The 26,091-nt window shown below is 61.4% G+C and carries 24 protein-coding genes and 1 tRNA gene; 4 read left to right on the top strand and 21 right to left on the bottom strand.

All coding sequences use genetic code 11. The annotated features are described in order from the left end of the window. Positions 1-10 precede the first annotated feature (10 nt). The 20 genes from P0D70_RS05980 to P0D70_RS05885 form a co-directional block, all read right to left on the bottom strand. On the bottom strand, positions 11-1,501 hold the full coding sequence (locus tag P0D70_RS05980; RefSeq protein WP_091795798.1) for an NADH-quinone oxidoreductase subunit M: 1,491 nt from the start codon (positions 1,499-1,501) through the stop codon (positions 11-13). A gap of 14 nt (positions 1,502-1,515) precedes the next feature. After that, on the bottom strand, positions 1,516-3,603 hold the full coding sequence (gene nuoL, locus P0D70_RS05975) for an NADH-quinone oxidoreductase subunit L (RefSeq protein ID WP_408183484.1): 2,088 nt from the start codon (positions 3,601-3,603) through the stop codon (positions 1,516-1,518). A 17-nt stretch (positions 3,604-3,620) separates the two neighbouring features. Then, the gene (gene nuoK / locus P0D70_RS05970; RefSeq protein WP_006052894.1) at positions 3,621-3,926 is read right to left on the bottom strand and encodes an NADH-quinone oxidoreductase subunit NuoK; all 306 of its coding nucleotides are present in this window, start codon (positions 3,924-3,926) and stop codon (positions 3,621-3,623) included. Between the two features lie 20 nt (positions 3,927-3,946). Continuing rightward, positions 3,947-4,636 carry an NADH-quinone oxidoreductase subunit J gene (locus tag P0D70_RS05965; protein ID WP_091795805.1) on the bottom strand — a complete coding sequence of 230 codons (690 nt, stop codon included), beginning with the start codon at positions 4,634-4,636 and terminating at the stop codon, positions 3,947-3,949. Between the two features lie 171 nt (positions 4,637-4,807). Continuing rightward, entirely contained in the window at positions 4,808-5,296 is a 489-nt protein-coding gene (nuoI, locus tag P0D70_RS05960) for an NADH-quinone oxidoreductase subunit NuoI (protein WP_007175608.1), read from the bottom strand. A gap of 15 nt (positions 5,297-5,311) precedes the next feature. Beyond that, entirely contained in the window at positions 5,312-6,376 is a 1,065-nt protein-coding gene (gene nuoH, locus P0D70_RS05955) for an NADH-quinone oxidoreductase subunit NuoH (RefSeq protein ID WP_091795808.1), read from the bottom strand. Beyond that, complete coding sequence (nuoG, locus tag P0D70_RS05950; RefSeq protein ID WP_408183480.1) at positions 6,377-8,710, bottom strand: NADH-quinone oxidoreductase subunit NuoG; 2,334 nt, start codon at positions 8,708-8,710, stop codon at positions 6,377-6,379. A 132-nt stretch (positions 8,711-8,842) separates the two neighbouring features. Beyond that, positions 8,843-10,171, bottom strand: a complete 1,329-nt coding sequence (gene nuoF / locus P0D70_RS05945) for an NADH-quinone oxidoreductase subunit NuoF (RefSeq protein ID WP_091795814.1) — start codon at positions 10,169-10,171, stop codon at positions 8,843-8,845. Continuing rightward, complete coding sequence (gene nuoE / locus P0D70_RS05940; RefSeq protein ID WP_007175612.1) at positions 10,168-10,653, bottom strand: NADH-quinone oxidoreductase subunit NuoE; 486 nt, start codon at positions 10,651-10,653, stop codon at positions 10,168-10,170. The genes nuoF and nuoE overlap by 4 nt, the downstream gene beginning before the upstream one ends. 130 nt (positions 10,654-10,783) lie before the next feature. Then, entirely contained in the window at positions 10,784-12,037 is a 1,254-nt protein-coding gene (locus P0D70_RS05935; protein ID WP_091795817.1) for an NADH-quinone oxidoreductase subunit D, read from the bottom strand. 9 nt (positions 12,038-12,046) lie between these two features. Next, on the bottom strand, positions 12,047-12,649 hold the full coding sequence (locus tag P0D70_RS05930) for an NADH-quinone oxidoreductase subunit C (RefSeq protein WP_091795820.1): 603 nt from the start codon (positions 12,647-12,649) through the stop codon (positions 12,047-12,049). A 21-nt stretch (positions 12,650-12,670) separates the two neighbouring features. Then, positions 12,671-13,150 (bottom strand): NuoB/complex I 20 kDa subunit family protein, encoded by a 480-nt coding sequence (locus P0D70_RS05925; RefSeq protein ID WP_006052903.1) that lies wholly within the window; start codon positions 13,148-13,150, stop codon positions 12,671-12,673. A 63-nt stretch (positions 13,151-13,213) separates the two neighbouring features. Continuing rightward, positions 13,214-13,573, bottom strand: a complete 360-nt coding sequence (locus P0D70_RS05920) for an NADH-quinone oxidoreductase subunit A (protein WP_013339872.1) — start codon at positions 13,571-13,573, stop codon at positions 13,214-13,216. Between the two features lie 163 nt (positions 13,574-13,736). Beyond that, positions 13,737-13,821 (bottom strand) — tRNA-Leu (locus tag P0D70_RS05915). Between the two features lie 112 nt (positions 13,822-13,933). Beyond that, entirely contained in the window at positions 13,934-14,311 is a 378-nt protein-coding gene (gene secG / locus P0D70_RS05910; protein ID WP_091795823.1) for a preprotein translocase subunit SecG, read from the bottom strand. A gap of 82 nt (positions 14,312-14,393) precedes the next feature. Next, positions 14,394-15,173 (bottom strand): triose-phosphate isomerase, encoded by a 780-nt coding sequence (gene tpiA / locus P0D70_RS05905; RefSeq protein WP_408183474.1) that lies wholly within the window; start codon positions 15,171-15,173, stop codon positions 14,394-14,396. Positions 15,174-15,294: 121 nt separating this feature from the next. Then, the gene (locus P0D70_RS05900; protein ID WP_091800672.1) at positions 15,295-16,311 is read right to left on the bottom strand and encodes an NAD(P)H-quinone oxidoreductase; all 1,017 of its coding nucleotides are present in this window, start codon (positions 16,309-16,311) and stop codon (positions 15,295-15,297) included. A gap of 151 nt (positions 16,312-16,462) precedes the next feature. Then, positions 16,463-18,622, bottom strand: a complete 2,160-nt coding sequence (gene pnp, locus P0D70_RS05895; RefSeq protein WP_177204995.1) for a polyribonucleotide nucleotidyltransferase — start codon at positions 18,620-18,622, stop codon at positions 16,463-16,465. A 343-nt stretch (positions 18,623-18,965) separates the two neighbouring features. Then, entirely contained in the window at positions 18,966-19,238 is a 273-nt protein-coding gene (gene rpsO, locus P0D70_RS05890; RefSeq protein ID WP_011487489.1) for a 30S ribosomal protein S15, read from the bottom strand. A gap of 186 nt (positions 19,239-19,424) precedes the next feature. Beyond that, on the bottom strand, positions 19,425-20,696 hold the full coding sequence (locus P0D70_RS05885; RefSeq protein WP_408183567.1) for a branched-chain amino acid ABC transporter substrate-binding protein: 1,272 nt from the start codon (positions 20,694-20,696) through the stop codon (positions 19,425-19,427). On the opposite strand from P0D70_RS05885, the gene P0D70_RS05880 reads away from it, so the two are divergent. From P0D70_RS05880 to P0D70_RS05865, 4 genes are all read left to right on the top strand, one after another. Beyond that, positions 20,578-20,835, top strand: a complete 258-nt coding sequence (locus P0D70_RS05880; protein WP_408183570.1) for a hypothetical protein — start codon at positions 20,578-20,580, stop codon at positions 20,833-20,835. The genes P0D70_RS05885 and P0D70_RS05880 overlap by 119 nt on opposite strands. A 165-nt stretch (positions 20,836-21,000) precedes the next feature. Beyond that, positions 21,001-21,552: a hypothetical protein gene (locus P0D70_RS05875; RefSeq protein WP_091795880.1), complete on the top strand. Its 552-nt coding sequence runs from the start codon at positions 21,001-21,003 to the stop codon at positions 21,550-21,552. A 234-nt stretch (positions 21,553-21,786) separates the two neighbouring features. Next, positions 21,787-22,425 carry a carbonic anhydrase gene (locus P0D70_RS05870; RefSeq protein ID WP_408183467.1) on the top strand — a complete coding sequence of 213 codons (639 nt, stop codon included), beginning with the start codon at positions 21,787-21,789 and terminating at the stop codon, positions 22,423-22,425. 76 nt (positions 22,426-22,501) lie between these two features. Next, a complete protein-coding gene (locus tag P0D70_RS05865) occupies positions 22,502-24,082 on the top strand; it encodes a SulP family inorganic anion transporter (protein WP_408183464.1) in 1,581 nt (526 codons plus the stop codon). 99 nt (positions 24,083-24,181) lie between these two features. Here the strand turns inward: P0D70_RS05865 and P0D70_RS05860 are convergent, their stop codons facing one another. Then, positions 24,182-25,729: a 2-isopropylmalate synthase gene (locus P0D70_RS05860; protein WP_091795889.1), complete on the bottom strand. Its 1,548-nt coding sequence runs from the start codon at positions 25,727-25,729 to the stop codon at positions 24,182-24,184. Between the last annotated feature and the right edge of the window lie 362 nt (positions 25,730-26,091).

Here is a 26,091-nt window from a genome sequence, read left to right as displayed (position 1 = left end):
CCGCTCTGCGTTACTGAGGCAACGGCAGCTTTGATTGCGCAACGTGGGAGAGGAGGTTTTCCACGGATACGTGCATCACATCGGTAAAGGGCTTCGGATACAGGCCCATGAACAGCGTCAGTGCGGCGAGCACTGCCAGCATGAAAAATTCGCGACGGTTGATGTCGAGCAGGCCCTTCACGTGATCGTTGGCGATCGCGCCGAAGTACACGCGCTTGTACATCCACAGCGTGTAGGCCGCGCCGAGAATCAGCGTCACTGCCGCGCCGCCGGCGATCCAGAAGTTGTACTGGACTGCCGCCAGAATCACCATGAACTCGCCGACGAAACCGGAAGTACCCGGCAAGCCGCAATTCGCCATGGAGAACAGCATCGCGAACGCCGCGAACTTCGGCATCACGTTGACGACACCGCCGTAATCGGCGATCTGACGCGAATGCATACGGTCATACAACACGCCGATGCTCAGGAACATCGCGCCCGACACGAAGCCGTGCGAGATCATCTGCACGATCGCGCCTTCCACACCGAGCTGGTTGAAGATGAAGAAGCCGAGCGTCACGAAACCCATGTGCGCGATCGACGAATACGCGACCAGCTTCTTCATGTCCGTCTGCACCATCGCAACCAGGCCGATGTAGATCACGGCGATCAGCGACAGCGTGATGACGACCGGTGCCAGAAAGTGGCTGGCGTCCGGCGTGATCGGCAGCGAGAAGCGCAGGAAGCCGTATGCGCCCAGCTTCAGCATGATCGCGGCCAGCACGACCGAGCCGCCGGTCGGCGCTTCCACGTGGGCGTCAGGCAACCACGTGTGAACCGGCCACATCGGCACCTTCACGGCGAAGGCCATGAAGAACGCTATGAACAGCAACACCTGAGGCGTCATGGCGATCTGCGCGTGCTGCCACGTGGCGAGGTCGAACGTGCCGGTCTGGGTGTACAGGTACAGCAACGCGACCAGCATCAGCAGCGAGCCCATCAGCGTGTACAGGAAGAACTTGAACGCCGCGTACACGCGGTTCGCCCCACCCCACACGCCGATGATGATGTACATCGGAATCAGCGTCGCTTCGAAGAACACGTAGAACAGCATGCCGTCGGCGGAGCTGAACACGCCGACCATGATGCCCGACAGGATCAGGAATGCGGCGAGGTACTGCGCCACGTTCTTCGTGATCACTTCCCACGCGGCGATCACGACGATCACCGTAATCAGGGCCGTCAACACGACGAACCACATCGAGATACCGTCAACACCGAGGTGGTAAGTAATGTTGAAGCGCTCGATCCAGTTCGCCTTTTCGACGAACTGCAGATCGGCGGTACTCGAATCAAAACCGGTAATCAGCGGGATCGTCACGAGGAAGCTGACGACCGAGCCGATGAGCGCGATCCAGCGAGCGGGACCCGGGTTCCGGTCGGAACCGATAGCCAGAACCAGAAGGCCGACGAGGATCGGTAACCAGATCGCGATACTGAGAATCGGATAAGCGTGCATTAGTGTCCCTCGCCTTATTTGCCGCCGAGCGTTACAAACAGGGTCAGGAGCCCCAACATGCCGATAATCATGGCGAACGCGTAGTGGTAGATGTAGCCGGATTGGAGGAAGCGGATCACGCCGGCGAACCAGCCGATAAAGCGTGCGCTGCCGTTGACGATGCCGTCGATCACCACGACGTCGCCTTCCTTCCAGAGACCACGGCCAATTGCCACGGCGCCCCGCGCAAACACGACATCGTTGATCTTGTCCATGTAGTACTTGTTATCGAGCAACGTGTAGATCGGACCGAACGCGCGCTTGATGACAGCCGGCAAGTCCGGACGCACCAGGTACAGGAACCACGCGACCACCACACCCGCGAGCGCCAGCCAGACCGGCAGGCCCGCGACCGAGTGCAGACCCATCGACGCCCAGCCCTGGAATTCTTCGGCCATCTCATGCAGCGCCGGATGGTTCTCGCCGATGAAGATCACCTTGTCGAACGCCACGCCGTGCTGGAAGAAGTCGCCGAACAGCATCGGGCCGATGCCGATCGCGCCGATCACCACCGACGGAATCGCCAGCAGCACCAGCGGCAGCCATACCACCCACGGCGTTTCATGCGGCTCGTGAGCGTGGTCGTCATGACCGTGGCCGTGCGCGTCGTGACCATGAGCGTGCGAATCGTGACCGTGAGCGTCATGTGCATGCGCCGCGGCTTCGATGCCCATCGGCGATTCCGGATGCTTCGGACCACGGAACCGCTCCTCGCCGTGGAACACCAGGAAGTACATACGGAACGAATACAGCGCGGTGACGAACACGCTCGCCACCACGGCGAAGTACGCGAAGCCCGAGCCCGGCAGATGCGACAGCTTCACCGCGTCGATGATCGAGTCTTTCGAGTAGAAGCCCGAGAAGAACGGCGTACCGATCAGCGCCAGCGAACCGACCAGCGATGTGATCCACGTAATCGGCATGTACTTGCGCAGGCCGCCCATGTTGCGGATGTCCTGATCGTGGTGCATGCCGATGATCACCGAACCCGCGCCGAGGAACAGCAGCGCCTTGAAGAACGCGTGTGTCATCAGGTGGAACACGGCGACCGAGTAGGCCGAGGCGCCCAGCGCGACCGTCATGTAACCCAACTGCGACAGCGTGGAATACGCCACCACGCGCTTGATGTCGTTCTGGATGATCCCGAGGAAGCCCATGAACAGCGCGGTAATCGCACCGATGATCATGACGAACGAGAGCGCCGTATCCGACAGTTCGAACAGCGGCGACATGCGCGTGACCATGAAAATGCCGGCCGTCACCATGGTTGCCGCGTGAATCAGTGCGGAGATCGGCGTCGGGCCTTCCATCGAATCCGGCAGCCACACATGCAGCGGGAACTGCGCCGACTTACCCATCGCGCCGATGAAGAGGCAAATACAGGCCACCGTCAGCAGACCCCAGTCCGTGCCCGGGAAGGTCAAGGCCGCGAGTTCGGTGCGCTTCGCGAACACGTCGCCGTAGTTCATCGAACCGGCGAACGCGAACAGCAGGCCGATACCCAGCAGAAAGCCGAAGTCGCCGATGCGGTTCACGATGAACGCCTTCATGTTCGCGTAGATCGCCGTCGGACGCGTGAAGTAGAAACCGATCAGCAGGTACGACACCAGACCCACCGCTTCCCAGCCGAAGAACAGTTGCAGGAAGTTGTTGCTCATCACGAGCATCAACATCGAGAACGTGAACAGCGAGATGTACGAGAAGAAGCGCTGGTAGCCGTCTTCGTCGGCCATGTAGCCGATCGTGTAGATGTGCACCATGAGCGACACGAAGGTCACCACGCACATCATCATGGCTGTCAGCGAGTCGACCAGGAAGCCGATCTCGAACTTCGTCTTGCCGATCGACATCCATTCGTAGATGGTCGCGTTAAAGCTCGCGCCGTTCAGCACCTGGAAGAAGACGATGGCCGACAGGATGAACGAGATCGCGACGCCGAGGATCGTGACCGAATGCGCACCGGCTCGCCCTACCGCTTTTCCGAACAGCCCGGCAACCAGACAGCCGGCCAGCGGTGCCAGCGGGATCGCCCGCAGCAGGTTTTCATTGAGTATCGTGGACATAACCGCTTTTCCTGAAATTAACCTTTGAGCTGATCGAGATCCTCGACATTGATCGTGTCGAGGCTACGGAACAGGGTCACCAGAATCGCGAGGCCGATTGCCGCTTCGGCTGCAGCAACCGTCAGCACGAAGAAGACGAAGATCTGGCCATGCACGTCGCCGAGGTAATGCGAGAACGCGACGAAATTGGTGTTCACCGCGAGCAGCATCAGCTCGATCGCCATCAGGATGATGATGACGTTGCGACGGTTCAGGAAAATGCCGACGATGCTGATCGCAAACAGGATCGCGCCGAGGACAAGGTAATGGGCAAGGGTCAACATGATTTCTATCTCCTGTCCGCTCAGCTGTTCTTGGCTGGTGCCGAGTCGGCCGCTGCTGCTGCCGCTGCCGCGGCTTCTTCCGCCGCGACGGTAGCCGCGGTCTTTTCCGATTTCATCTTCACGACACGCACGCGGTCTTGAGCGCGTACCTTGACCTGCTCGCTGACGTTCTGACGTTTGCTGTCTTTCTTGTGACTCGTGGTCAGCGCAATCGCCGCGATGATCGCCACCAGCAGCACCAGACCGGCCACTTCGAACGCGAAGATGTAGTCGGTGTAGATGACCTTGCCGATCAGGCGGGTGTTCGACCAGTCGCCCATACCGTTAGCGGCGGCCGTGGTGTCGCGCAGCGCCGTGGCGGTCGCGCCATAGCCGTGCCACAGGATCAGCGCGGTTTCGATCACGATGATCGCGCCCACCAGGGTGGCCATCGGCACGAAGCGTTTGAAGTCTTTGCGCAGCACGTCGATATTGATGTCCAGCATCATCACGACGAACAGGAACAGCACCATCACCGCGCCGACGTAGACCAGCACCAGCAGTATTGCAAGGAACTCGGCCTCCAGCAGCATCCAGATCGCGGCTGCGTTGAAGAACGCCAGCACCAGAAACAGTGCGGACGACACCGGGTTGCGCGAGGTGATCACCTTCAGCCCTGAAACCACCAGGAGCAGCGCGAAGATGTAGAACAGTACGGTCGTGAATTCCATGATTACCGGTTCATCGTTAGGCCATCGTCAGGCATTGTTCTTTGGCACGTGTGACTGGCATAGCGCCAGAACAGCCGCACAGGTGCGCCGTGCCGCGGCGTTCGGGCCGCGGCGCCCGGCCCGACAACAGGCCGTGATTGCTGCAATTACTGCTTTTTCAACTGAAACGCTTCAACGATACGGTGCGTCGGCTGCCTTGTTCGCAGCGATCTCCGTTTCATAGCGATCGCCCACGGCCAGCAGCATGTCTTTCGTGAAGTACAGGTCGCCACGCTTTTCGCCGTGGTATTCGAGAATGTGCGTTTCGACGATCGAATCGACCGGGCAGCTCTCTTCGCAGAAACCGCAGAAGATGCACTTGGTCAGGTCGATGTCATAACGCGTGGTGCGGCGGGTGTTGTCCGCACGCGTTTCCGACTCGATCGTAATCGCGAGCGCCGGGCACACCGCTTCACACAGCTTGCAGGCGATGCATCGTTCTTCACCGTTTTCATAACGGCGCAGCGCGTGCAGGCCGCGAAAACGCGGCGAGATCGGGGTCTTCTCTTCCGGGAATTGCACGGTGACTTTGCGCTGGAACGTATAACGTCCGGTCAGCGCGAGGCCTTTGAGCAGCTCCGTGAGGAAGAAGGTCTTGAAAAAGTTTTGGATTGCGGTCATGGGTTCATCCGCCCTTTATTTCCAGATGTTCAACGGCGACATGATCCAGAAGCCGACCACGATGAGCCACACCACGCAAACCGGAATGAAAATCTTCCAGCCCAGACGCATGATCTGGTCATAGCGGTAGCGAGGGAATGTGGCACGCGCCCAGATGAACACCGACAACAGCAAGAAAACCTTCAGCACAAGCCAGAAGATGCCCGGGATAAACGACAGGAACCCGAACGGTGCGCTCCAGCCGCCGAGGAACAGTGTTGCGGCCAATGCCGAGATCACGATCATGTTGATGTACTCGGCGAGGAAGAACAGCGCGAACGCCATACCCGAGTAATCGATCATGTGGCCCGCGACGATTTCCGACTCCCCTTCCACCACGTCGAACGGGTGACGGTTCGTTTCGGCGATGCCCGAGATGAAGTACACGACGAACATCGGCAGCAGCGGAAGCCAGTTCCACGACAGGAAGTTCAAGCCGTATGACGCGAAGATGCCATGTTCCTGCGAAGCGACGATGCCCGACAGATTCAGCGTGCCAGCGGTCATCAGCACGACGACGAGCGCGAAGCCCATCGAGATTTCGTACGACACCATCTGCGCCGCGGCGCGCATGGCGCCGAGAAACGCGTACTTCGAGTTCGACGCCCAACCCGCCAGGATCACGCCGTACACGCCGATCGACGAAACCGCCATCGCGTACAACAGACCGGCGTTGATGTCGCCGAGCACCGCGCCCGCCTGGAACGGAATCACCGCCCAGACCGCGAAGGCCGGCACCACCACCATGATCGGCGCGATCATGTAGATCCAGCGGCTTGCTTGCGCGGGCTGAATCACTTCTTTCAGCAGCAGCTTCAGCACGTCGGCGATCGGCTGCAGAAGACCTGCGGGGCCGACGCGGTTCGGGCCGAGACGCACGTGCATCCAGCCGATCAGCTTCCGTTCCCACAGAATCAGGTAAGCCACGCACAGCAGGATCACGACGGCCACCACCAGGATGCGCACCAGTGCCCACACCGTGGGCCATGCCACACCGAGAAGCTGGGTGCCGCCCGAGTTGATCGTATCGAACAAGCTCATTTACGCCTTCTCCACCACCAGTTCACCGAACAGGCTGCCCAGCGCTGCACCGGCCGGCGTAGCCGCCGATACGCGGACGACCGTCTCCGCAAGATTCGCGTCGCGCACGGCCGGCAACTGCACCGATTGCTCGCCCTGGCGCACGCGCACTGCGTCGCCTTCCTTCAAACCCAGTTTGTCGAACAGCGCAGCCGGCAGACCGACCGTGTTCGCTGCGCGTGCCGCTGCGGTCAGATGCAGCGACTCCGCGCGACGCACCAGCGCGTCGGCGTGATAGATCGGCACGTTCGCAATGCGCTCGAACTTGCCTTCCGCCGCCTTAGCCGCCTTGCCGCGCGCAACTGCGACGCCCGTCTTGTTCGACAGACGCGAGTTCAGTTCGCCGTCGCCGAGAGCGGCCGTACGCACTTCCTCCGACGTATCGAATTCGAAGCCCGGCACGCCCAGCAGGCTGCCCAGCACACGCAACACCTTCCATGCCGGACGCGTGTCGCCGAGCGGGCGCACCACGCCGTTGAACGTCTGCACCGTACCTTCGGCATTGACGAACGTACCGGCGGTTTCCGTGAACGGCGCGATCGGCAGCAGCACGTCGGCGTATTCAGCGCCGGTCTGGAACGGCGACAGCACGACCACCATTTCAGCCTGCTTCAGCGCGGCCAAAGCCTGCGCCGGATTGGCCGTGTCGAATTCCGGCTCGACGTTCAGCAACACATAACCCTTGCGCGGCTGCTCGAACACTTCGCGAGCGTTCAGACCGCCCTCACCCGGCAATGCGTTCACCAGATGCGCACCAACCGTGTTGGCCGCTTCCGTGAGGAAGCCCAGCGTCGCGCCGGTCGCGTCCGCGATCCATTGCGCTGCGGCGTGGATGAGCGCGAAATCCGGATGACGGACCGCACCGTTGCCCAGCAACACGAGGCGGCGTTCGCCCGAAGCGAGCGACTTGGCGACCTGCTTGTTCGCATCCGTAGGCTGCGTGCCGGCGAAAGCTTCCGGCAGCGCGACGCCATTGGCTTCCGACACTGCGCCGGCAATGCCAGCCAGCGCGTCGAGCCATGCGGACGGCGCGGCAACCACGCGCTCCGCTTGCGGAATCAGCGCGTCGTCATTCGTGGACTGCACCAGCGTGAGCTTCGCGCCGCCCTTGGCAGCTTGACGCAGACGCGCGGCGAACAGCGGATGGTCGCGGCGCAGATCCGAGCCGATCACCAGCGCGGCGTCGACGTTCGACAGATCGGCGATGGCGGTGCCGAGCCACGGCGCGCCATTGACCGGCGCGGAGAAATCCGACTGACGCAGACGGAAGTCGACGTTAGGCGTGCCGACCGCTTGCGCCAGTTGCTTCAACAGGAACAGTTCTTCGACCGTGCTGTGGGCACTGCCGAGCGCGGCCAGCGCGTTCGCGCCGTGGTCGCCCTTGATGCCCTTCAAACCCTTCACCACGTATTCGAGCGCGGTTTGCCAGTCGGTCTCGACCCACTTGCCGCCTTGCTTGAGCATTGGCTGCGTCAGACGCTCGGGGCTGTTCAGGCCTTCATACGAGAAGCGGTCCTTGTCCGAAATCCAGCATTCGTTGATGGATTCGTTTTCGAACGGCAGCACGCGCATCACGCGATTGTTCTTCACCTGCACCACGAGGTTCGCGCCGACGGAATCGTGCGGGCTCACCGACTTGCGGCGCGACAGTTCCCATGTGCGGGCGCTGTAACGGAACGGCTTGCTGGTGAGCGCGCCGACCGGGCACAGATCGATCATGTTGCCCGACAACTCCGAATCCACCGTCTTGCCGACAAACGACGTGATTTCCGAATGCTCGCCGCGGCCCAGCATGCCGAGTTCCATCACGCCGGCCACTTCCTGGCCGAAACGCACGCAACGCGTGCAGTGAATGCAACGCGACATTTCTTCCATGGAGATCAGCGGGCCGACGTTCTTGTGGAACACCACGCGCTTTTCTTCGCTATAGCGCGATGCCGACTTGCCGTAACCCACGGCCAGATCCTGCAACTGACACTCGCCACCCTGGTCGCAAATCGGGCAATCCAGCGGGTGGTTGATCAGCAGGAATTCCATCACGGCTTGCTGACCCTTCACCGCCTTGTCCGACTTGGTACGCACGATCATGCCGGCCGATACCGGCGTGGCGCATGCAGGCACCGCCTTCGGCATCTTTTCGACATCGACCAGACACATCCGGCAGTTGGCCGCAATCGACAGCTTCTTGTGATAGCAGAAGTGAGGAATGTACGTGTCGACCTTATGCGCAGCCTGGATCACCATGCTGCCTTCAGGCACCTCTACTTTCTTGCCGTCTATTTCAAGTTCAACCATGATGGTCAATCTTCCTTAACCTGTTACCGCTCAATCGTTCGCCTGTTCATCGCCCGTTTCAGGCGATGAATCCCGCGGTTGACGTGTTCTGGTGCGTACCTGTTCAGCGCACGTACGTGTGCTTGTCTGCGCTCAAGCCGCCACTGTTTCCGACGCCGCTGCTGCGCCGGCGTGACCGCCGACGAGGCAATGCTTGTGGGCGACGTGATATTCGAACTCGTTCCAGTAGTGCTTGAGCATGCCGCGAACCGGCATGGCCGCCGCATCGCCGAGCGCGCAAATCGTGCGGCCCATGATGTTTTCAGCGACCGAGTTCAGCAGATCCAGATCTTCCGGACGGCCAAGCCCATGCTCGATACGATGCACGACGCGATACAGCCAGCCCGTGCCTTCGCGGCAAGGCGTGCATTGACCGCACGACTCTTCGTAGTAGAAATAAGACAGGCGCAACAGCGAGCGCACCATGCAACGCGTCTCGTCCATGACAATGACCGCGCCCGAACCCAGCATCGACCCCTGCTTGGCGATCGAGTCGTAGTCCATGTCGGTCTGCATCATGATGTCGCCCGGAATGACCGGTGCCGACGAGCCGCCAGGAATCACGGCTTTGATCTTCTTACCGCCGCGCATACCGCCGGCCAGTTCCATCAGCGTGGAGAACGGCGTGCCGAGCGGAATTTCATAATTGCCCGGACGCTCGACGTCGCCCGCGATCGAAAAGATCTTCGTGCCGCCGTTATTCGGCTTGCCGATCTCGAGGTAATTCTGCGGACCGATTGCGAGCAGGAACGGCACTGCGGCAAACGTCTCGGTGTTGTTGATCGTGGTCGGCTTGCCATACACGCCGAAGCTCGCCGGGAACGGCGGCTTGAAGCGCGGCTGGCCTTTCTTGCCTTCCAGCGATTCGAGCAGCGCGGTTTCTTCGCCGCAGATATAGGCGCCGTAACCGTGGTGCGCATGCAGTTCGAACGAGAAACCCGAACCCATGATGTTTTCGCCGAGGAACCCGGCGCGGCGAGCTTCGTCCAACGCTTGTTCAAAGCGTTTGTAGACTTCCCAGATTTCGCCGTGGATATAGTTGTAGCCGACCGTAATGCCCATCGCGTACGCGCCGATGGCCATGCCTTCGATCAGCGCATGCGGATTGAAGCGCAGGATGTCGCGGTCTTTGAACGTACCCGGTTCGCCTTCGTCCGAATTGCAGACGAGGTACTTCTGGCCGGGGAACTGACGCGGCATGAAGCTCCACTTCAGGCCGGTCGGGAAGCCTGCACCGCCTCGGCCACGCAGACCCGACGCCTTGACGTCGGCAATCACCTGCTCGGGCGGAATCTTCTCTTCCAGAATACGGCGCAGCTGGGCGTAACCGCCGCGCGCCACATAGTCTTCGAGATGCCAGTTATCGCCGTTCAGGCCGGCGAGAATCAGCGGTTTGATGTGACGATCGTGTAAACACGTCATTTCGAAAGTTCCTCGAGCAGCTGGTCGATCTTCGCGCGGCTCATGAAGCTGCACATGCGATGGTTGTTCACCAGCATCACCGGCGCGTCGCCGCACGAGCCCATGCACTCACCTTCTTTCAGGGTGAATTTGCCGTCGGGCGTGGTTTCGCCGAAGTCGATGCCGAGCTTCTGCTTCAGATATTCAGCCGCGCTGTCCGAGCCGCCGTCCGGGCCAAGCTGACACGGCAGGTTCGTGCAGAGCGTGATCTTGTACTTGCCGACAGGCGAGGTCTCGTACATCGTGTAGAAGGTAGCCACCTCCTGCACGGCGACTGCCGGCATGCCGAGATAGTCCGCGACGAACTGCATGAGTTCGGGCGACAGCCAGCCATGCTCTTCCTGAGCAGTGGCCAACGCCGACATCACGGCGGACTGTTTCTGATCGGCGGGATACTTCGCGATCGCACGATCGATTTCTTTCAGGCCTTCAGCTGAGATCATTTTCAGACACGACTCTTTCAATTCCTACCGAACGAAAACCCGTCGCTCACATCATGCTGCGACAGACCCGGCGTTCCTTGCTTGACGCGCGCTTCAGTGCAATCTGAAAACGCGCGCCGATGAATACGTCCTAGCGATCCACTTCGCCGAACACGATGTCCTGCGTGCCGATGATCGTCACGGCGTCGGCGATCATGTGACCGCGCGCCATTTCATCGAGCGTGGACAGGTGGGCATAGCCCGGCGCGCGGATCTTCAGGCGATACGGCTTGTTGGCGCCGTCCGAGATCAGGTAGATGCCGAACTCGCCCTTCGGATGCTCGACAGCGGCGTACGCCTCGCCTTCCGGTACGTGGAAGCCTTCCGTGAAGAGCTTGAAGTGGTGAATCAGCTCTTCCATGTTCGACTTCATGCCGACGCGCGACGGCGGCGCAACCTTGTGATTGTCGATCATCACGGGGCCGGGATTCTTACGCAGCCACTCAATGCACTGTTTCACGATGCGCGTGGATTGGCGCATTTCTTCGACGCGAACCAGATAGCGGTCGTAGCAATCGCCATTCACACCGACCGGAATGTCGAAATCGAGCTTGTCGTAGACTTCGTACGGCTGCTTCTTGCGCAGATCCCACTCGATACCCGAGCCGCGCAACATGGCGCCGGTCATACCGAGGTTCAACGCGCGTTCCGGACTCACCACGCCGATACCGACCAGACGTTGCTTCCAGATCCGGTTGTCGGTGAGCAGCGTTTCGTATTCGTCGACGCACTTCGGGAAACGCGTGAAGAAATCGTCGATGAAGTCGAGCAGCGAACCCTGGCGGTTCTCGTTCATCTTCGACAATGCCTTCGCATTGCGAATTTTCGATGCCTTGTATTGCGGCATTGCGTCAGGCAGATCGCGATAGACGCCGCCCGGACGATAGTAAGCTGCGTGCATCCGTGCGCCGGACACCGCTTCATACACGTCCATCAGGTCTTCACGTTCGCGGAACGCATACAGGAACACCGCCATGGCGCCGACGTCGAGTGCGTGCGCGCCGATCCACATCAGGTGGTTCAGCACGCGCGTGACTTCGTCGAACATGACGCGAATGTATTGCGCGCGGATCGGCACCTCGATGCCGAGCAGCTTTTCGATCGCCATCACGTAGCCGTGCTCGTTGACCATCATCGACACGTAGTCGAGACGGTCCATGTACGGCACCGACTGAATGAATGTTTTGGTTTCGGCGAGCTTTTCAGTCGCGCGATGCAGCAGGCCGATGTGCGGATCGGCGCGCTGGATGACTTCGCCGTCGAGTTCGAGCACGAGGCGCAGCACACCGTGCGCTGCCGGGTGCTGAGGGCCGAAGTTGAGCGTGTAGTTCTTGATCTCTGCCATGGCGTTCTCTTAGTGTTTCAGACCGCCATAGCGATCTTCGCGGATCACGCGCGGCGTGATTTCCCGCGGCTCGATCGTCACAGGCTGATAGACGACGCGCTTTTCTTCCGGGTCGTAACGCATTTCGACGTAACCGGAGACAGGAAAATCTTTACGGAACGGGTGACCGATGAAACCGTAATCGGTGAGGATACGGCGCAGGTCCGGGTGGCCTTCGAAGACGATGCCGTACAGGTCGAATGCCTCGCGCTCGTACCAGTTGACCGAATTCCAGATTTCGACGACAGACGGCAGGATCGGCACTTCGTCGTCCGGCGCGAACACGCGCAGACGCAAACGCCAGTTGTTCTGCACCGACAACAAATGCAGAACGGCCGCGAAACGCGGGCCGTCATAAGCGCCTTCGGCGTAGGTCTGATAGTCGACGCCGCACAGATCCACGCATTGCTCGAAACCGAGCGAGCGGTCGTCGCGCAGACGGGTTGCCACATTGAGGTAGTCGCCAGCCTTCACGACGATCGTCAACTCACCGATTGCCTCGGTAGTGCTCTGCAGGAGGCCGCCAAAGGCCGCCTCGAGGTTCGCTTTCAGGGTCTCGAGTTTGCTTGCCATATTGTGGGGGAGGCGTTGGCCTTATTGACGGGCGATTGTGTTGGTGCGGCGAATCTTGGCCTGCAACTGGATCACGCCGTACACCAGCGCTTCCGCCGTGGGCGGGCAACCGGGCACATAGACGTCGACCGGCACGATCCGATCGCAGCCGCGCACCACCGAATACGAGTAGTGGTAATAGCCACCACCGTTCGCGCACGAACCCATCGAAATCACCCAGCGCGGCTCGGCCATCTGGTCGTAGACCTTGCGCAGAGCCGGCGCCATCTTGTTGCACAGCGTGCCGGCGACGATCATCACGTCCGACTGACGCGGACTCGGACGAAACACCACGCCAAAACGGTCGAGGTCATAACGGGCGGCACCCGCATGCATCATCTCGACCGCACAGCACGCAAGACCAAACGTCATCGGCCACAGCGAGCCGGTGCGCGTCCAGTTGATCAGTTTGTCAGCTGTGGTGGTGACAAACCCTTCCTTCAAGACCCCTTCGATACTCATTTGCTTTCCACTCCAGACGAGGTGGCAAGCCTTGGCCACCCGCGCAAACCGGCGATTAATCCATCATTCCCAGTCGAGGCCGCCTTTTTTCCAGATGTAGGCGAAGCCCAGCAGGAATTCGAGCAGGAAAATCATCATCGCCATGAAGCCCGGCCAGCCGATGTCGCGCAGGGCAACGCCCCACGGGAACAAGAACGCGGTTTCAAGATCGAAAATGATGAACAGAATGGCGACGAGGTAATAGCGCACATCGAACTTCATGCGCGCATCTTCGAATGCTTCGAAGCCGCACTCGTACGGTGCGTTTTTCTCGGTATCAGGCTTATTGGGACCGAGGATCTTGCCGATACTGACCAGCGCCACGCCTAAACCAGTGCCCACAACGAGGAACAACAAGACGGGGAAATAGGCTGCGAGGTTCAAGACAGTCCTCAATCGGTTGGGTTCTGAGTGCCGTCAGGAGCATAGCACTCCTGACGCGAAATCACTTCCGAAACGCACATGTCGCAAGCCCAACGCAAGCCGCACGCCAGAAGTGAAAATGCCAGCCGAAGCGAAGCAAGCGGCTGGCATTTAGATAACATTTTGGTGCCGACGGCGAGACTCGAACTCGCACAGCTTTCGCCACTACCCCCTCAAGATAGCGTGTCTACCAATTTCACCACGTCGGCACTGCATGCAATCCGGGAAAACAACTTATAAAACCCGCGAATCGCTTCAAGACTTGAATTATAACTGGTCTAAACAGTTTGTTCAACGCACAAAAGCACTTTGAACGAAAATTTATTTCGGCACATCAGTCGCAGGAACGGATGCAGCCGATGCCGGCAAAACAGCCGAGCCACCTGCCGGTGCCGAAGCAGCCGAAGCCGCGACCGGCGCAGTCACCGCCGCGCCCAGCAAGCCTGCGGAAGGTTTCGCCCGATATGCACCGAGGTACGTGAGCGTCAGCGTGGTGACAAAAAACACCGCGGCGAGAACCGCCGTTGTACGTGACAAAAAGTTTGCCGAACCGGTCGCACCGAACAGACTGCCCGACGCTCCGCTACCAAAAGCCGCGCCCATATCGGCGCCTTTGCCGTGTTGCAGCAAGACGAGGCCAATCACCCCGAGTGCCGACAACAGCTGAACGACGATAATCAATGTTTTCAAATACAGCATCACACTCACCTGAGTCTTTATTTAACCGCGCGACACACTACGTGTTGCACGGGATGGGGTCATCCTCGCCAAGGCGCCCTGCTCAACCGGCGACGCTCGTTGCGGCTGCCGCCTTGCAGATCGCCAGGAAATCCTGGTCTTTCAACGACGCGCCGCCGATCAGGCCACCGTCGATATCCGGCTGGCGGAACAATTCTTCCGCATTTTCCGGCTTTACACTGCCACCGTACAGCAGCGGCACATCCGCCACCGCCGCACCCTTTGCCGCCAGACGCGCACGCAGGAACGCATGAACCGCCTGCGCCTGCTCCGAACTCGCGCTCTTGCCGGTGCCGATCGCCCAGACCGGCTCATAAGCAACGACGATCCGCGCGGCCTCTTGCACCGACAATTTCGCCAGCACTTCGTCCAGTTGCATGCCGACCACCTGCTCGGTCGAACCGGCTTCGCGCTCTTCAAGCGTTTCACCGACGCAGACGATCGGCGTCAAACCCGCCTCAAGTGCGCGCTGTGTTTTCACGGCGACCAGTTCAGCGCTCTCGCGATGATAGGCACGGCGCTCCGAGTGCCCGACGATCGCGAGCGTGGCGCCGAACTCCACCACCATCGGCGCGGCCACTTCGCCGGTATAGGCGCCATGCGTGAACGCTGACACGTCCTGCACGCCCCACACGACCCGGCTGCCTTCCAGCAACGATTGAGACTGCGCGAGATACGGACTCGGCACGCAGACGCCGACGCGCACGTCGGCCGGCAATTCGCCCGCGCCTTGCGCCACCGCCTGCAACAGCGTGGCATTCTCAGCGAGGCGCCCGTGCATCTTCCAGTTACCGACTACCATTTTGGCTCGTTGTTTCGACATCGTCTCGTCTTGTCTTGGCGGCGGACTTCGTTTGCGCTTACAGTCCGCCTTTCGGATTCATGCGGCGTGCGCAAAACGCGCAATTTTACTGCGTGGGGTGGATCGGGTCAAACCGACCGTGTCAAGCGTCCTGACCCCAAGACAGTACGATCTTGCCGACGTGCGTGCTGCTTTCCATCAGCGTGTGTGCGTCGGCGGCCTGCGCGGCCGGAAACACGCGATGCACCACGGGCTTGATGCGCCCGTCTTCGAGATGCGGCCACACGCGTTCTTTGAGTTGCGCGGCAATCTTCGCCTTGAATTCGATCGACCGCGGACGCAGCGTCGAACCGGTCAACGTCAAACGGCGGCGCAGCACTTCGTTCAGATTCAGCTCCGCTTTCGCGCCACCCAGCAACGCGATCAGCACGATGCGTCCGCCGTCGGCCAAGGCCGTCAACTCGCGCGACACGTAACTGCCCGCCACCATGTCGAGCACCACGTCGACGCCGCGGTCGTTCGTCAACGACTTGATCACTTCGACGAAATCTTCGGTCTTGTAGTTGATCGCCCGCTCGGCGCCCAACGCTTCACACGCACGGCACTTTTCGTCCGAACCGGCGGTCGCGAACACGCGGAAACCCAGCGCATGCGCAATCTGGATCGCCGTCACGCCGATGCCGCTGGAACCACCCTGCACCAGCAGCGTTTCGTTCGGCGCGCCTTCGCCCTTACCGAGTTGCGCACGGTCGAACACATTGCTCCACACCGTGAAAAACGTTTCCGGCAGCGAAGCCGCCTCGACGTCCGACAATCCGGCCGGCACCGGCAGGCACTGCAGCAGCGGCGCGACCGCGTATTCCGCGTAGCCGCCACCAGCCAGCAACGCACACACGCGATCACCCACCTTCAGGCCAAACGGATTGTTCTTCTCGTCGATCGTACCGCCGACGATTTCGCCCGCCACTTCCAGCCCCGGCAGATCCGACGCGCCCGGCGGCGGCGCATAGCCGCCCTTGCGCTGGAACACGTCAGGACGGTTGATGCCGGATGCGGCCACCTTGATCAGCACCTCGCCCGCGGCCGGTTGCGGCGTGGGCCGCTCCGCCAGTTTCAGAACATCCGGTGCACCGAATTCGGTGATTTCGATCGCTTTCATCTGCGTCAACTCCAAGATTGGATTGCGTTGCATGCCGGGATGAACAACTAGAGTACCCGTTTCTCATTACCTGCAACGCAATCCACCCTGCGCCCTTCATGAAAAACGGCCGGCGCGCATTCGCGCTGCCGGCCGTTGCCCCGCTACCGCATTACTGCTGCGGCGTCGGCTCGCCTTGCGGCGCGCCGCTTGCGCCATTCGCGCCTTCGTTCAGCAACGCCTTGGCCGACAAACGCACGCGGCCCTTTTCGTCCGTCTGGATGACCTTGACCTTCACTTGCTGGCCATCCTTCAGGTAGTCGTTGATGTCCTTGATACGCTCGTTGGCGATTTCGGAAATATGCAACAGACCGTCCTTGCCCGGCAGGATGTTCACGATCGCGCCGAAATCGAGCAGCTTGAGCACGGTGCCTTCGTACACCTGGCCCACTTCGACTTCCAGCGTGATGTTCTCGATACGCTTCTTCGCTTCGGCCATGCCTTCGCTGCTCGTGCTGGCGATGGTGACGACGCCGTCGTCCGAAATATCGATCGTCGTGCCGGTTTCTTCGGTCAGCGCGCGGATCACCGAACCACCCTTGCCGATCACGTCGCGGATTTTTTCCGGATTGATCTTGATGGTGATCATGCGCGGTGCGTAGTCCGACAGCACCGTGTTCGCGCCCGACACCGCCGAGGTCATCTTGCCGAGGATATGCAGACGGCCTTCCTTCGCTTGCGCGAGGGCGACCTGCATGATTTCCTTGGTGATGCCCTGTATCTTGATGTCCATTTGCAGCGCGGTCACGCCTTGTTCCGTGCCCGCCACCTTGAAGTCCATGTCGCCGAGGTGATCTTCGTCGCCGAGGATGTCGGTCAGCACGGCAAACTTGTTGCCTTCCAGGATCAGGCCCATCGCGATGCCGGCGACGTGCGCCTTCATCGGCACGCCGGCGTCCATCAGCGCGAGGCAGCCGCCGCACACCGAAGCCATCGACGACGAACCATTCGATTCCGTGATTTCCGACACGACGCGAATCGAGTAGCCGAATTCGTCGGCGCTCGGCAGGCATGCAGCCAGCGCGCGCTTGGCCAGACGGCCGTGACCGATTTCACGGCGCTTCGGCGAACCGACGCGGCCCGTTTCGCCGGTCGCGAACGGAGGCATGTTGTAGTGGAGCATGAAGCGTTCGCGGTACTCGCCTTCAAGCGCGTCGATGTTCTGCTCGTCGCCCTTCGTGCCGAGCGTCGCCACCACCAGCGCTTGCGTTTCGCCGCGCGTGAACAGTGCCGAGCCGTGGGTACGCGGCAGCACGCCGGTACGGATTTCGATCGGACGCACAGTGCGCGTGTCGCGGCCGTCGATACGCGGTTCGCCGTTCAGGATTTGCGTACGGACGATCTTCGCTTCGATATCGAACAGCACGTTGCCGACGGTTGCCTTGTCGGCCGCCACCGTGCCGCTTGCTGCAGCGTCTTCTTCCAGCTTCTTCGACGTGGCTGCGTAGACTTCCTTCAGCTTGGTCGAACGGGCTTGCTTGTCGCGCAGTTGGTAGGCGGCGAGCAGGTCGGCTTGCGCCAGTTCCGTCACGCGTGCGATCAGCGGCTCGTTCTTCGCCGCCGGCTGCCAATCCCATTCCGGCTTGCCGCCTTCGCGGACCAGTTCGTGGATCGCGTCGATCGCGATCTGCATTTGCTCATGACCGAACACCACGCCGCCGAGCATCACTTCTTCGCTCAGTTGCTGCGCTTCCGATTCCACCATCAGCACCGCGCGCTCCGTACCGGCGACGATCAGGTCGAGTGCCGATTCCTTCATTTGCGGACGCGTCGGGTTCAACACGTATTCGTTGTTGATATAGGCCACGCGTGCTGCGCCGACCGGGCCATTGAACGGCAGACCGGACACGGCGAGCGCTGCCGACGCGCCGATCAGCGCGGGAATGTCAGCGGGGATTTCGGGGTTCAGCGACAGGACGTGGATCACGACCTGCACTTCGTTGTAGAAGCCTTCCGGGAACAGCGGACGCAGCGGACGGTCGATCAGGCGCGAGATCAGCGTTTCGCCTTCCGACGGACGGCCTTCGCGACGGAAGAAGCCACCCGGGATCTTGCCGGCGGCGTAGGTCTTTTCGAGGTAGTCGACGGTCAGCGGGAAAAAGTCCTGGCCCGGCTTGGCCGTCTTGGCGCCGACCACGGTGGCCAGCACCACGGTATCTTCGACGTCGACGATCACGGCACCGCTCGCCTGACGAGCGATCTCGCCGGTTTCGAGGCGAACCTTATGTTGTCCCCACTGAAATTCTTTGACGATCTTATTGAACATAGTCATTGCTTTTCCTCTTCGTAATGCCGCGCGGACCAGAAGCGGCGCGGCAACGCCAGGACCGGCGCCGCATGGGAAGAGTAGTGTTATGCCATTCCAGAGAGCCACGCTTGACGCCGAGGACGCGCGCGAACCGCTGGAATGACACAAAGCTCCGCCCTGAAGCCCGGCCATGAAACTGTTTTACTGCTTGCTCTACTGCCTGATTACCGCTTCGCTGCTTCCGCCGCATGAACCTGCACGCCACTGCGGAGAACAGCCGGCGCGCATCACATGAAGCGCACCGTGCAAAAACAAAATGCCTGTATCAGTGGAACTGACACAGGCATCTTGCTGAACGACTGGCCGATTACTTACGCAGACCCAGCTTCTCGATCAGTGCGCGGTAACGATCCGCGTCCTTACCCTTCAGGTAGTCGAGCAGCTTACGACGGCGGCTCACCATGCGCAGCAGACCGCGGCGGCTGTGGTGATCTTTCGTGTGAGCCTTGAAGTGAACGGTCAGTTCGTTGATGCGGGTCGTGAGCAGCGCGACCTGAACTTCGGGGGAGCCGGTGTCGTTAGCTGCGCGTGCGAATTGCGCGACGACTTCGGACTTCTTGCTTGTTTCAACTGCGGACATGTCGATTTCCTTAAGAACTAGACAGGCGGTCACGGAAGAAAGGCCGTGCCGTGGGTTACCCGTGTGCTTTCAATATTGCTGACATGCCTTGGATACAGGCCTGCCTCACAACGGGACGCGTATTGTAGCACAGCCCAATCCGGCCGCGAACACCGCTGTGACGGGCGATGCCACGCCTTTCCCGCGTCATGGCCGCTTCATCTTGCAAACGCTCGGCAAGACAGTGCGCTCGCCTGGCAGCGCGAGCACCGTGCGAAAGCCATAGCCGGAGCCCTCGTTGTCGAAATGCACGCCCGGTGTGCCGGCTTTGTCCATTTCCATCACGTAAAGGGGCTGGATCAATTGGTGGTCGTCGGCGCGCATCCACGAGGCGTGAAAGCCGTTGTCGAACTTGATGCCTTCCAGCGCTTTCGCCACGGTGGTCGGATCGGCGCTGCCGGCGCGGTTCATCGCCGCAGCGAGGGTTTCGATCATCAGCGGCATGCGCAGCACCGGGTAATCGTCCTGCGCGGCCGGGAAACGGGTCCGGAAGGCGGCGTACCAGGCATCGGACGCCGCGCCGCCGGCGTTCGGATGCCAGTCCGCCACCGCGATCACGTGGCCGACGCCGGCGTCGCCCAACGCGGCCGGCGCGCCGAGGCTGTTGCCGTAGAACGTGTAGAACTTCGTGTCCAGCCCCTGTTCGCGCGCGGCCTTGACGAGCAGCGTCAGGTCGTTGCCCCAGTTGCCCGTGATCACGGCATCCGCCCCGCTCGCGCGGATCTTCGCCACGTACGGCGCGAAGTCCTTCACGCGGCCGATCGGATGAAATTCGTCGCCGACGACCGAAATGTCCGGCCGCTTCGTCGCCAGCGTCGAGCGCGCGAGGCTGCTGACGTCGTGTCCGAAACTGTAATCCTGGTTCAGCAGATAGACCTTCTTCACCGCCTTGTCGCGCTGGATCACGTCGGCCAGCGCATCCATGCGCATGCCCGCGTGAGCGTCGAAGCGGAAATGCCAGAAACTGCAGTTGGCGTTGGTCAGGGCGGGGTCGTCGGCGGAATAGTTGAGGAACAGTTCGCGATTGCCCGGTTCGCGGCTGTTCTGCTTGTCGATCGCGCCGATCAGCGCGGCGGCGACCGCCGAGCTGTTGCCTTGCAGGATGTAGCCGATATGGCGGTCGGCGGCCGCGCGCAGTTGCGTGAGCGCCTCTTCGGTGCCGCCCTTGCTGTCCAGCACGACCAGTTCGAACGGATGTGCGCCGTCGGCGAGCTTCACGCCGCCGTGCGCATTCACCTGCTCGACGCCGAAGCGCAGATTGCGCTCCACCGCCGCGCCCGCGTTGGCGAACGGGCCGGACATGCCTTCGATCAACGCCAGCTGGATCGGCGTGCCGGTGGGTTTGTTCGCGGGCTTCGCTGCGGCGTTAGCTGCCGGTATTGCTGCGGCGTTAGCCGTCGGCTTCGCTGCCGGACTCACTGCGGGGCTGGCTGCGGCGCCGGCCGTGGGGTTTGTCGCCGGCTCGCCCGCCGCGTGCGCCGCTGTCATCAAAAGCGCTGTCAGCGCCACGGCCGTTCGTTGCCACTTTGCCATCGTCATCGCCCCGCCTGATTGGTGAAAGCGCGGATCATAGGGGGTTCGGGACGGAATAAGCAAGCCGGGCCAAGCGTTACCCCACTACCCGGCCAGCCCTTCACGAAGCGCAAATCTTTTGCCGCAGCGCATGTCAAAATAATGCGTCTCGATGATAAAAACCGCTACTCACACGCCATCGGAGGAATACATGTTCAACCGCCACCACGTCACGGCGGCCTCGATCGGAGCGCCGGCCGCCGGGCGCCTGCGCCGCGCGGCGCTCGTCTGCCTGAGCGCCTTGACGCTTGCCGGCTGCGTGCAGCCCTGGCAGCAATACACCCAGGGCGCGGATGAATCCACCATCGTCGCGCGTCTCGGCCCGCCGCGCGAAAGCTACGACCTGCCCAACGGCGGGAAGCGGCTGATGTGGCCGACCCAGCCGATGGGCGAAACCACCACCGCGGCCGACATCGACGCGGCCGGCAAGATCGTCAACGTGCGCCAGGTGCTGCAACCCAACGAGTTCTACCGCGCGGAAATCGGCAAGTGGACCAAGAGCGACGTGCTGGTGAATTTCGGCCGCCCGGTCGAAACGGCCTACTTCCCGTTGATGAAGCGTGAAGTCTGGACCTATCGCTATCTGGAAGACAACGTCTGGTACATGATGTACAGCTTTTATTTCGACGACCAGGGCATTGTCCGGCTCACGCAGAAAACGCCTGATCCGTTGCACGATCCGGATCGCCGCAGCCTGTTCTGAGCGATGCGCAAATGACGCGCAATGCGCCGCGCATCTACCAAAGCCGCCTCTTCAGGCGGCTTTTTTTTATTTATTACGCATGGCGGCGAATTTTATTTCGCGCACAGCGGATTTATTTTTTGATAGAAAGGCTTTCGTAAGCATTGATTCAGCGCTGGTCTCCCATGAGGCCGCACGAGCGTAGCCGTGAATTCGGCGCCGAATGAATGCGCACCACTTACGGAGCCGTTATCGATGAACCGTCCCAAACGCCTGTTGGTCGCCAACGTAGCGTGGGCGCATGAAACCGCCGTGCGCAACCCCGCATTTTTTCGCCACCTCGTGCGCGGCCAGAATCCGCACGTGTTGTGGATCGGTTGCTCGGACAGCCGCGTGCCCGCCGAGACCATCACACATTGCGAGCCGGGAGACCTGTTCGTCCACCGCAATATTGCCAACCTCTTCCAAGCCGGCGACGACAACTCGGCGAGCGTGCTCGAATATGCGGTGAAGGTGTTGAAGGTCGGCCATGTGATCGTCTGCGGCCACTATGGATGCGGTGGCGTACGCGCCGCGCTGCTGCCGCCCGAGCCGAGCCTGCCGCATGTGAATCGCCGGATCGCGCCGCTTTGCGCACTCGCGAGAGCACACCACGAAGAACTGGATGGCCACGCAAACGAGCGGCAGCGCGTCGATCGCCTCGCCGAACTGAACGTGCTCGAACAGGTACGCGGCTTACGCGCGCACCCTATCGTGCAGGACGCCGATCCGGCGCCCCTCGTGCACGGCTGGATCTTCGCGCTCGAAGATGGGCGCATCAAGGTCCTCACGTCCGGCTACGAAGCCGACGACGCGATGACCTGCACCACCGCCGCCCACAGCGCCGCCGCTTAGCGCGACACCTCATGCGGATCCGATCCGGTTCGGCTTTCGCCGCATACCAGGCCCTACACCTCACCGCACCGACACCATGAACCTTCGAGCTTTTTTCTCCACGTTTCAGCGCGACCTGCTTGCGGGCACGGTCGTTTTTCTGGTGGCGCTGCCGCTCTGTCTCGGCATTGCCAATGCATCGGGCGTCGAGCCTTTTGCCGGGCTCGTTTCCGGCATTGTCGGCGGGCTGGTGGTGGCCGTGCTGAGCGGCTCGCGTCTGAGCGTGAGCGGTCCGGCCGCGGGCCTCGTCGTGATCGTCGTCGACGGGATCGCGCAACTCGGCAGCTTCTCTGCCTTCCTGCTGGCCGTGCTGCTGTCCGGGGCGATCCAGTTCGGCTTCGGCATGCTTAAAGCCGGCCGCTTTGCCGCCTACGTGCCATCGCCGGTGATCAAGGGCATGCTCGCGGCCATCGGCGTGCTGTTGATCGTCAAGCAGTTCCCGCTCGCACTCGGGCTGTCCGGCGTGAATGCCTCGTCCGGCGCGCAACCCGTTGCGCAAGCCGCGGGCGCGATCGTCACGCCGTTCGGTTCGATTTCTCTCGCGGCCTGCGTAATCACCTTGCTCTCTCTGGCGATTCTGGTCGGCTGGGAAACGCGCGCCCTGCGCCGCTTCGCGCTGGTGCGCCGGGTACCGGCACCGCTCGCGGTCGTCCTGCTCGGAATCGGCGCGACATTGTTGCTCAGCGTGCTGACGCCGTCGCTCGCACCGCCCGCCGAACATCGGGTCGCACTGCCGCCGCTGGAGTCGTTCGCCGCGCTGCGACTCGCGCTCGAGTGGGCCGACTTTGGGCCGCACTTCGCACAACTCGTCAATCCCGATGTCTGGCGCGTGGCCATCACGCTGGCGATCGTCGCGAGCCTGGAAACGTTGCTGAGCCTCGAAGCGGTCGAGCAGATCGATCCCGAGCGGCGCCCCGCGCCGCCGGATCGCGAGCTGAAGGCGCAAGGCGTCGGCAACCTGATTGCGGGTGCGATCGGCGGATTGCCGATCACGTCCGTGATCGTGCGCAGTTCGGCCAACGTGCATGCGGGCGCGCAAAGCCGGCTCTCGGCGATCATTCACGGCGTGCTGCTGCTCGTCAGCGTGTTTGCGCTCACTAGCGTGATCAACCTGATTCCGCTCGCCTGCCTCGCGGCGATTCTGATCTTCACCGGGGTGAAGCTCGCCAAGCCGTCGCTGTTCGTCGCCGTGGCGAAACAGGGCTTCGCACCGTTCGCGCCGTTTATCGTGACCCTGGTCGGTGTGCTCGCAACCGATCTGCTGATCGGCATCGTGCTCGGCATTCTGTGCAGCGTGCTGCTCGCGCTGTATGCGAATCTGCGCAGCCCGATCGTGCTAGCACAACATGGCGATCACTATCTGCTGTCGTTTCGCAAGGACGTGTCGTTTCTCGGCAAAGTGCCGCTCAAGCATTACCTGCAGCAGATTCCCGACGGCGCCACGGTGATCGTCGATGCGACGCGCGCCGATTTCGTCGACCACGACGTGCGCGAACTGCTCGACACGTTCGTGACCGATGCACCGGAACGCGGCATCGCCGTCGAAGTGCGGCATCAGGTGCAGGCTCAGGCGCGCGCGTCACGCGGCTGGTCGATGCGGCGCACTGCGACGGAGTAACGCCACAATGCAAAAGCCCCATGCCATTCAAGGCACGGGGCTTCTGCGATTCAAACGACGAACCGGCGTCGCGCCGTCAGCGCGCTGCCATCAGCTCACTCACTCCGAACGCTGCGGATTCAACTTGTCCACGTTCGAGTACAGCTTGTTGAGCGCCGAGATATACGCTTTCGCGGAAGCCGCGACGATATCCGGATCGGTGCCCACGCCGTTGACGATGCGCCCGCTCTTCGACAAACGCACGGTCACTTCGCCTTGCGCCTGCGTGCCGGTGGTGATCGCATTCACCGAGTACAGCAGCAGTTCCGAGCCGCTGCCCACTTCCGTTTCGATCGCGTTCAACGTGGCGTCGACCGGGCCGTTGCCGCGCGCTTCGCCGGTCACTTCCTTGCCTTCCACCGAAAACACGATCTTCGCGTGCGGCTGCTCGCCGGTTTCCGAATGTTGCGACAGCGACAGGAACTTGTAGTGCTCCTTCTCCTGCGCCTCGGCGGATTCTTCCGTGACGATCGCGATAATGTCTTCGTCGAAGATTTCCGACTTGCGGTCGGCCAGTTCCTTGAAGCGCGCAAACGCCGTGTTCAGTTCCGCTTCGCTATCCAGCGCGATGCCCAATTCCTGCAGACGCTGCTTGAATGCGTTACGACCCGACAGCTTGCCGAGCACGATCTTGTTGGCGCTCCAGCCCACGTCTTCGGCGCGCATGATTTCGTAGGTGTCGCGCGCCTTCAGCACGCCGTCCTGGTGGATGCCTGACGCGTGCGCGAACGCATTCGCGCCGACCACCGCCTTGTTCGGCTGCACGACGAAACCGGTGATCTGCGACACCAGCTTCGAAGCCGGCACGATCTGCGTGGTATCGAGACCGATATCGAGGCCGAAATAATCTTTGCGGGTCTTCACGGCCATCACGATTTCTTCGAGCGACGTGTTGCCCGCGCGCTCGCCAAGGCCGTTGATCGTGCACTCGACCTGACGCGCACCGCCGATCTGCACGCCGGCCAGCGAATTCGCCACCGCCATGCCGAGGTCGTTATGGCAATGCACCGAGAATACGGCCTTATGCGAGTTCGGAATGCGCTCGCGCAGCGTCTTCACGAGCTGACCGTACAACTCCGGCACGCCGTAACCAACCGTATCCGCGATGTTGATGGTGGTCGCGCCTTCGGCAATCACCGCTTCCAGCACGCGGCACAGAAAGTCCATGTCCGAGCGGCTGCCGTCTTCGGGGGAGAACTCGACGTCGTCGGTGAACTTGCGGGCGAAGCGCACCGCCAGCTTTGCCTGCTCGAACACCTGGTCCGGCGTCATGCGCAGCTTCTTTTCCATGTGCAACGGCGAGGTTGCAATGAACGTGTGGATGCGGAAGTGATCGGCGGGTTTGAGCGCGTCGGCCGCGCGCTGAATGTCTTTGTCGTTCGCGCGGGCAAGCGAACAGATCGTGCTGTCCTTGATCAGGCCCGCGATTGTTTGGATCGCGTCGAAATCGCCATTCGAGCTTGCCGCGAAGCCTGCTTCGATCACGTCCACCTTCATCCGTTCCAACTGCTTCGCGATACGGATTTTTTCTTCTTTCGTCATCGACGCGCCGGGCGATTGTTCGCCATCTCGCAACGTGGTGTCGAATATGATCAGTTTGTCGGACATGTCGAGTCTCCTGCGGAGTCGTTCAATGGTGGGGATGGGATAGTGGAATTCGGTTGTCTGCGCTAGCGCTGGCAATACTCGATCACAGACGAGGCAGACGGAGGGCAAAAACGGTCAGCGCGGCAAAAAGGCCCTACTCTCTGCTAACAGCGCGGCAGACGCCCTGGCACTGGCATGTTCAATGGCCCGTCAAGGCGCGTAGTGCGACTCCACGAGGAACGTGAACGCAGTCATCCAACGACTATAGCGGCATTCCCGCCGCCACGCAATTGGCGCCGGACCCGCTTGCCGGCGCCGCCAGACGGGCTCGTCAAACGAAAAACGGCAGCCCGAAGGCCGCCGTTTGATCGTGTGTTTCAACC

This window comes from Paraburkholderia sp. RL17-381-BIF-C, assembly GCF_046026435.1.
GTDB lineage: Bacteria > Pseudomonadota > Gammaproteobacteria > Burkholderiales > Burkholderiaceae > Paraburkholderia.
The sequence above is the reverse complement of the archived record's forward strand: the minus strand, read 5'-3'. Positions and strand labels throughout refer to the sequence as shown.

Bases quoted from the DNA above. Each gene is read 5' to 3' on its own strand.
- P0D70_RS05980 (WP_091795798.1), bottom strand. From the start codon at position 1,501: ATGCACGCTTATCCGATTCTCAGTATCGCGATCTGGTTACCGATCCTC.
- nuoL (WP_408183484.1), bottom strand. From the start codon at position 3,603: ATGTCCACGATACTCAATGAAAACCTGCTGCGGGCGATCCCGCTGGCA.
- nuoK (WP_006052894.1), bottom strand. From the start codon at position 3,926: ATGTTGACCCTTGCCCATTACCTTGTCCTCGGCGCGATCCTGTTTGCG.
- P0D70_RS05965 (WP_091795805.1), bottom strand. From the start codon at position 4,636: ATGGAATTCACGACCGTACTGTTCTACATCTTCGCGCTGCTCCTGGTG.
- nuoI (WP_007175608.1), bottom strand. From the start codon at position 5,296: ATGACCGCAATCCAAAACTTTTTCAAGACCTTCTTCCTCACGGAGCTG.
- nuoH (WP_091795808.1), bottom strand. From the start codon at position 6,376: ATGAGCTTGTTCGATACGATCAACTCGGGCGGCACCCAGCTTCTCGGT.
- nuoG (WP_408183480.1), bottom strand. From the start codon at position 8,710: ATGGTTGAACTTGAAATAGACGGCAAGAAAGTAGAGGTGCCTGAAGGC.
- nuoF (WP_091795814.1), bottom strand. From the start codon at position 10,171: ATGACGTGTTTACACGATCGTCACATCAAACCGCTGATTCTCGCCGGC.
- nuoE (WP_007175612.1), bottom strand. From the start codon at position 10,653: ATGATCTCAGCTGAAGGCCTGAAAGAAATCGATCGTGCGATCGCGAAG.
- P0D70_RS05935 (WP_091795817.1), bottom strand. From the start codon at position 12,037: ATGGCAGAGATCAAGAACTACACGCTCAACTTCGGCCCTCAGCACCCG.
- P0D70_RS05930 (WP_091795820.1), bottom strand. From the start codon at position 12,649: ATGGCAAGCAAACTCGAGACCCTGAAAGCGAACCTCGAGGCGGCCTTT.
- P0D70_RS05925 (WP_006052903.1), bottom strand. From the start codon at position 13,150: ATGAGTATCGAAGGGGTCTTGAAGGAAGGGTTTGTCACCACCACAGCT.
- secG (WP_091795823.1), bottom strand. From the start codon at position 14,311: ATGCTGTATTTGAAAACATTGATTATCGTCGTTCAGCTGTTGTCGGCA.
- tpiA (WP_408183474.1), bottom strand. From the start codon at position 15,173: ATGTCGAAACAACGAGCCAAAATGGTAGTCGGTAACTGGAAGATGCAC.
- P0D70_RS05900 (WP_091800672.1), bottom strand. From the start codon at position 16,311: ATGAAAGCGATCGAAATCACCGAATTCGGTGCACCGGATGTTCTGAAA.
- pnp (WP_177204995.1), bottom strand. From the start codon at position 18,622: ATGACTATGTTCAATAAGATCGTCAAAGAATTTCAGTGGGGACAACAT.
- rpsO (WP_011487489.1), bottom strand. From the start codon at position 19,238: ATGTCCGCAGTTGAAACAAGCAAGAAGTCCGAAGTCGTCGCGCAATTC.
- P0D70_RS05880 (WP_408183570.1), top strand. From the start codon at position 20,578: ATGCCTTCGATCAACGCCAGCTGGATCGGCGTGCCGGTGGGTTTGTTC.
- P0D70_RS05875 (WP_091795880.1), top strand. From the start codon at position 21,001: ATGTTCAACCGCCACCACGTCACGGCGGCCTCGATCGGAGCGCCGGCC.
- P0D70_RS05870 (WP_408183467.1), top strand. From the start codon at position 21,787: ATGAACCGTCCCAAACGCCTGTTGGTCGCCAACGTAGCGTGGGCGCAT.
- P0D70_RS05865 (WP_408183464.1), top strand. From the start codon at position 22,502: ATGAACCTTCGAGCTTTTTTCTCCACGTTTCAGCGCGACCTGCTTGCG.
- P0D70_RS05860 (WP_091795889.1), bottom strand. From the start codon at position 25,729: ATGTCCGACAAACTGATCATATTCGACACCACGTTGCGAGATGGCGAA.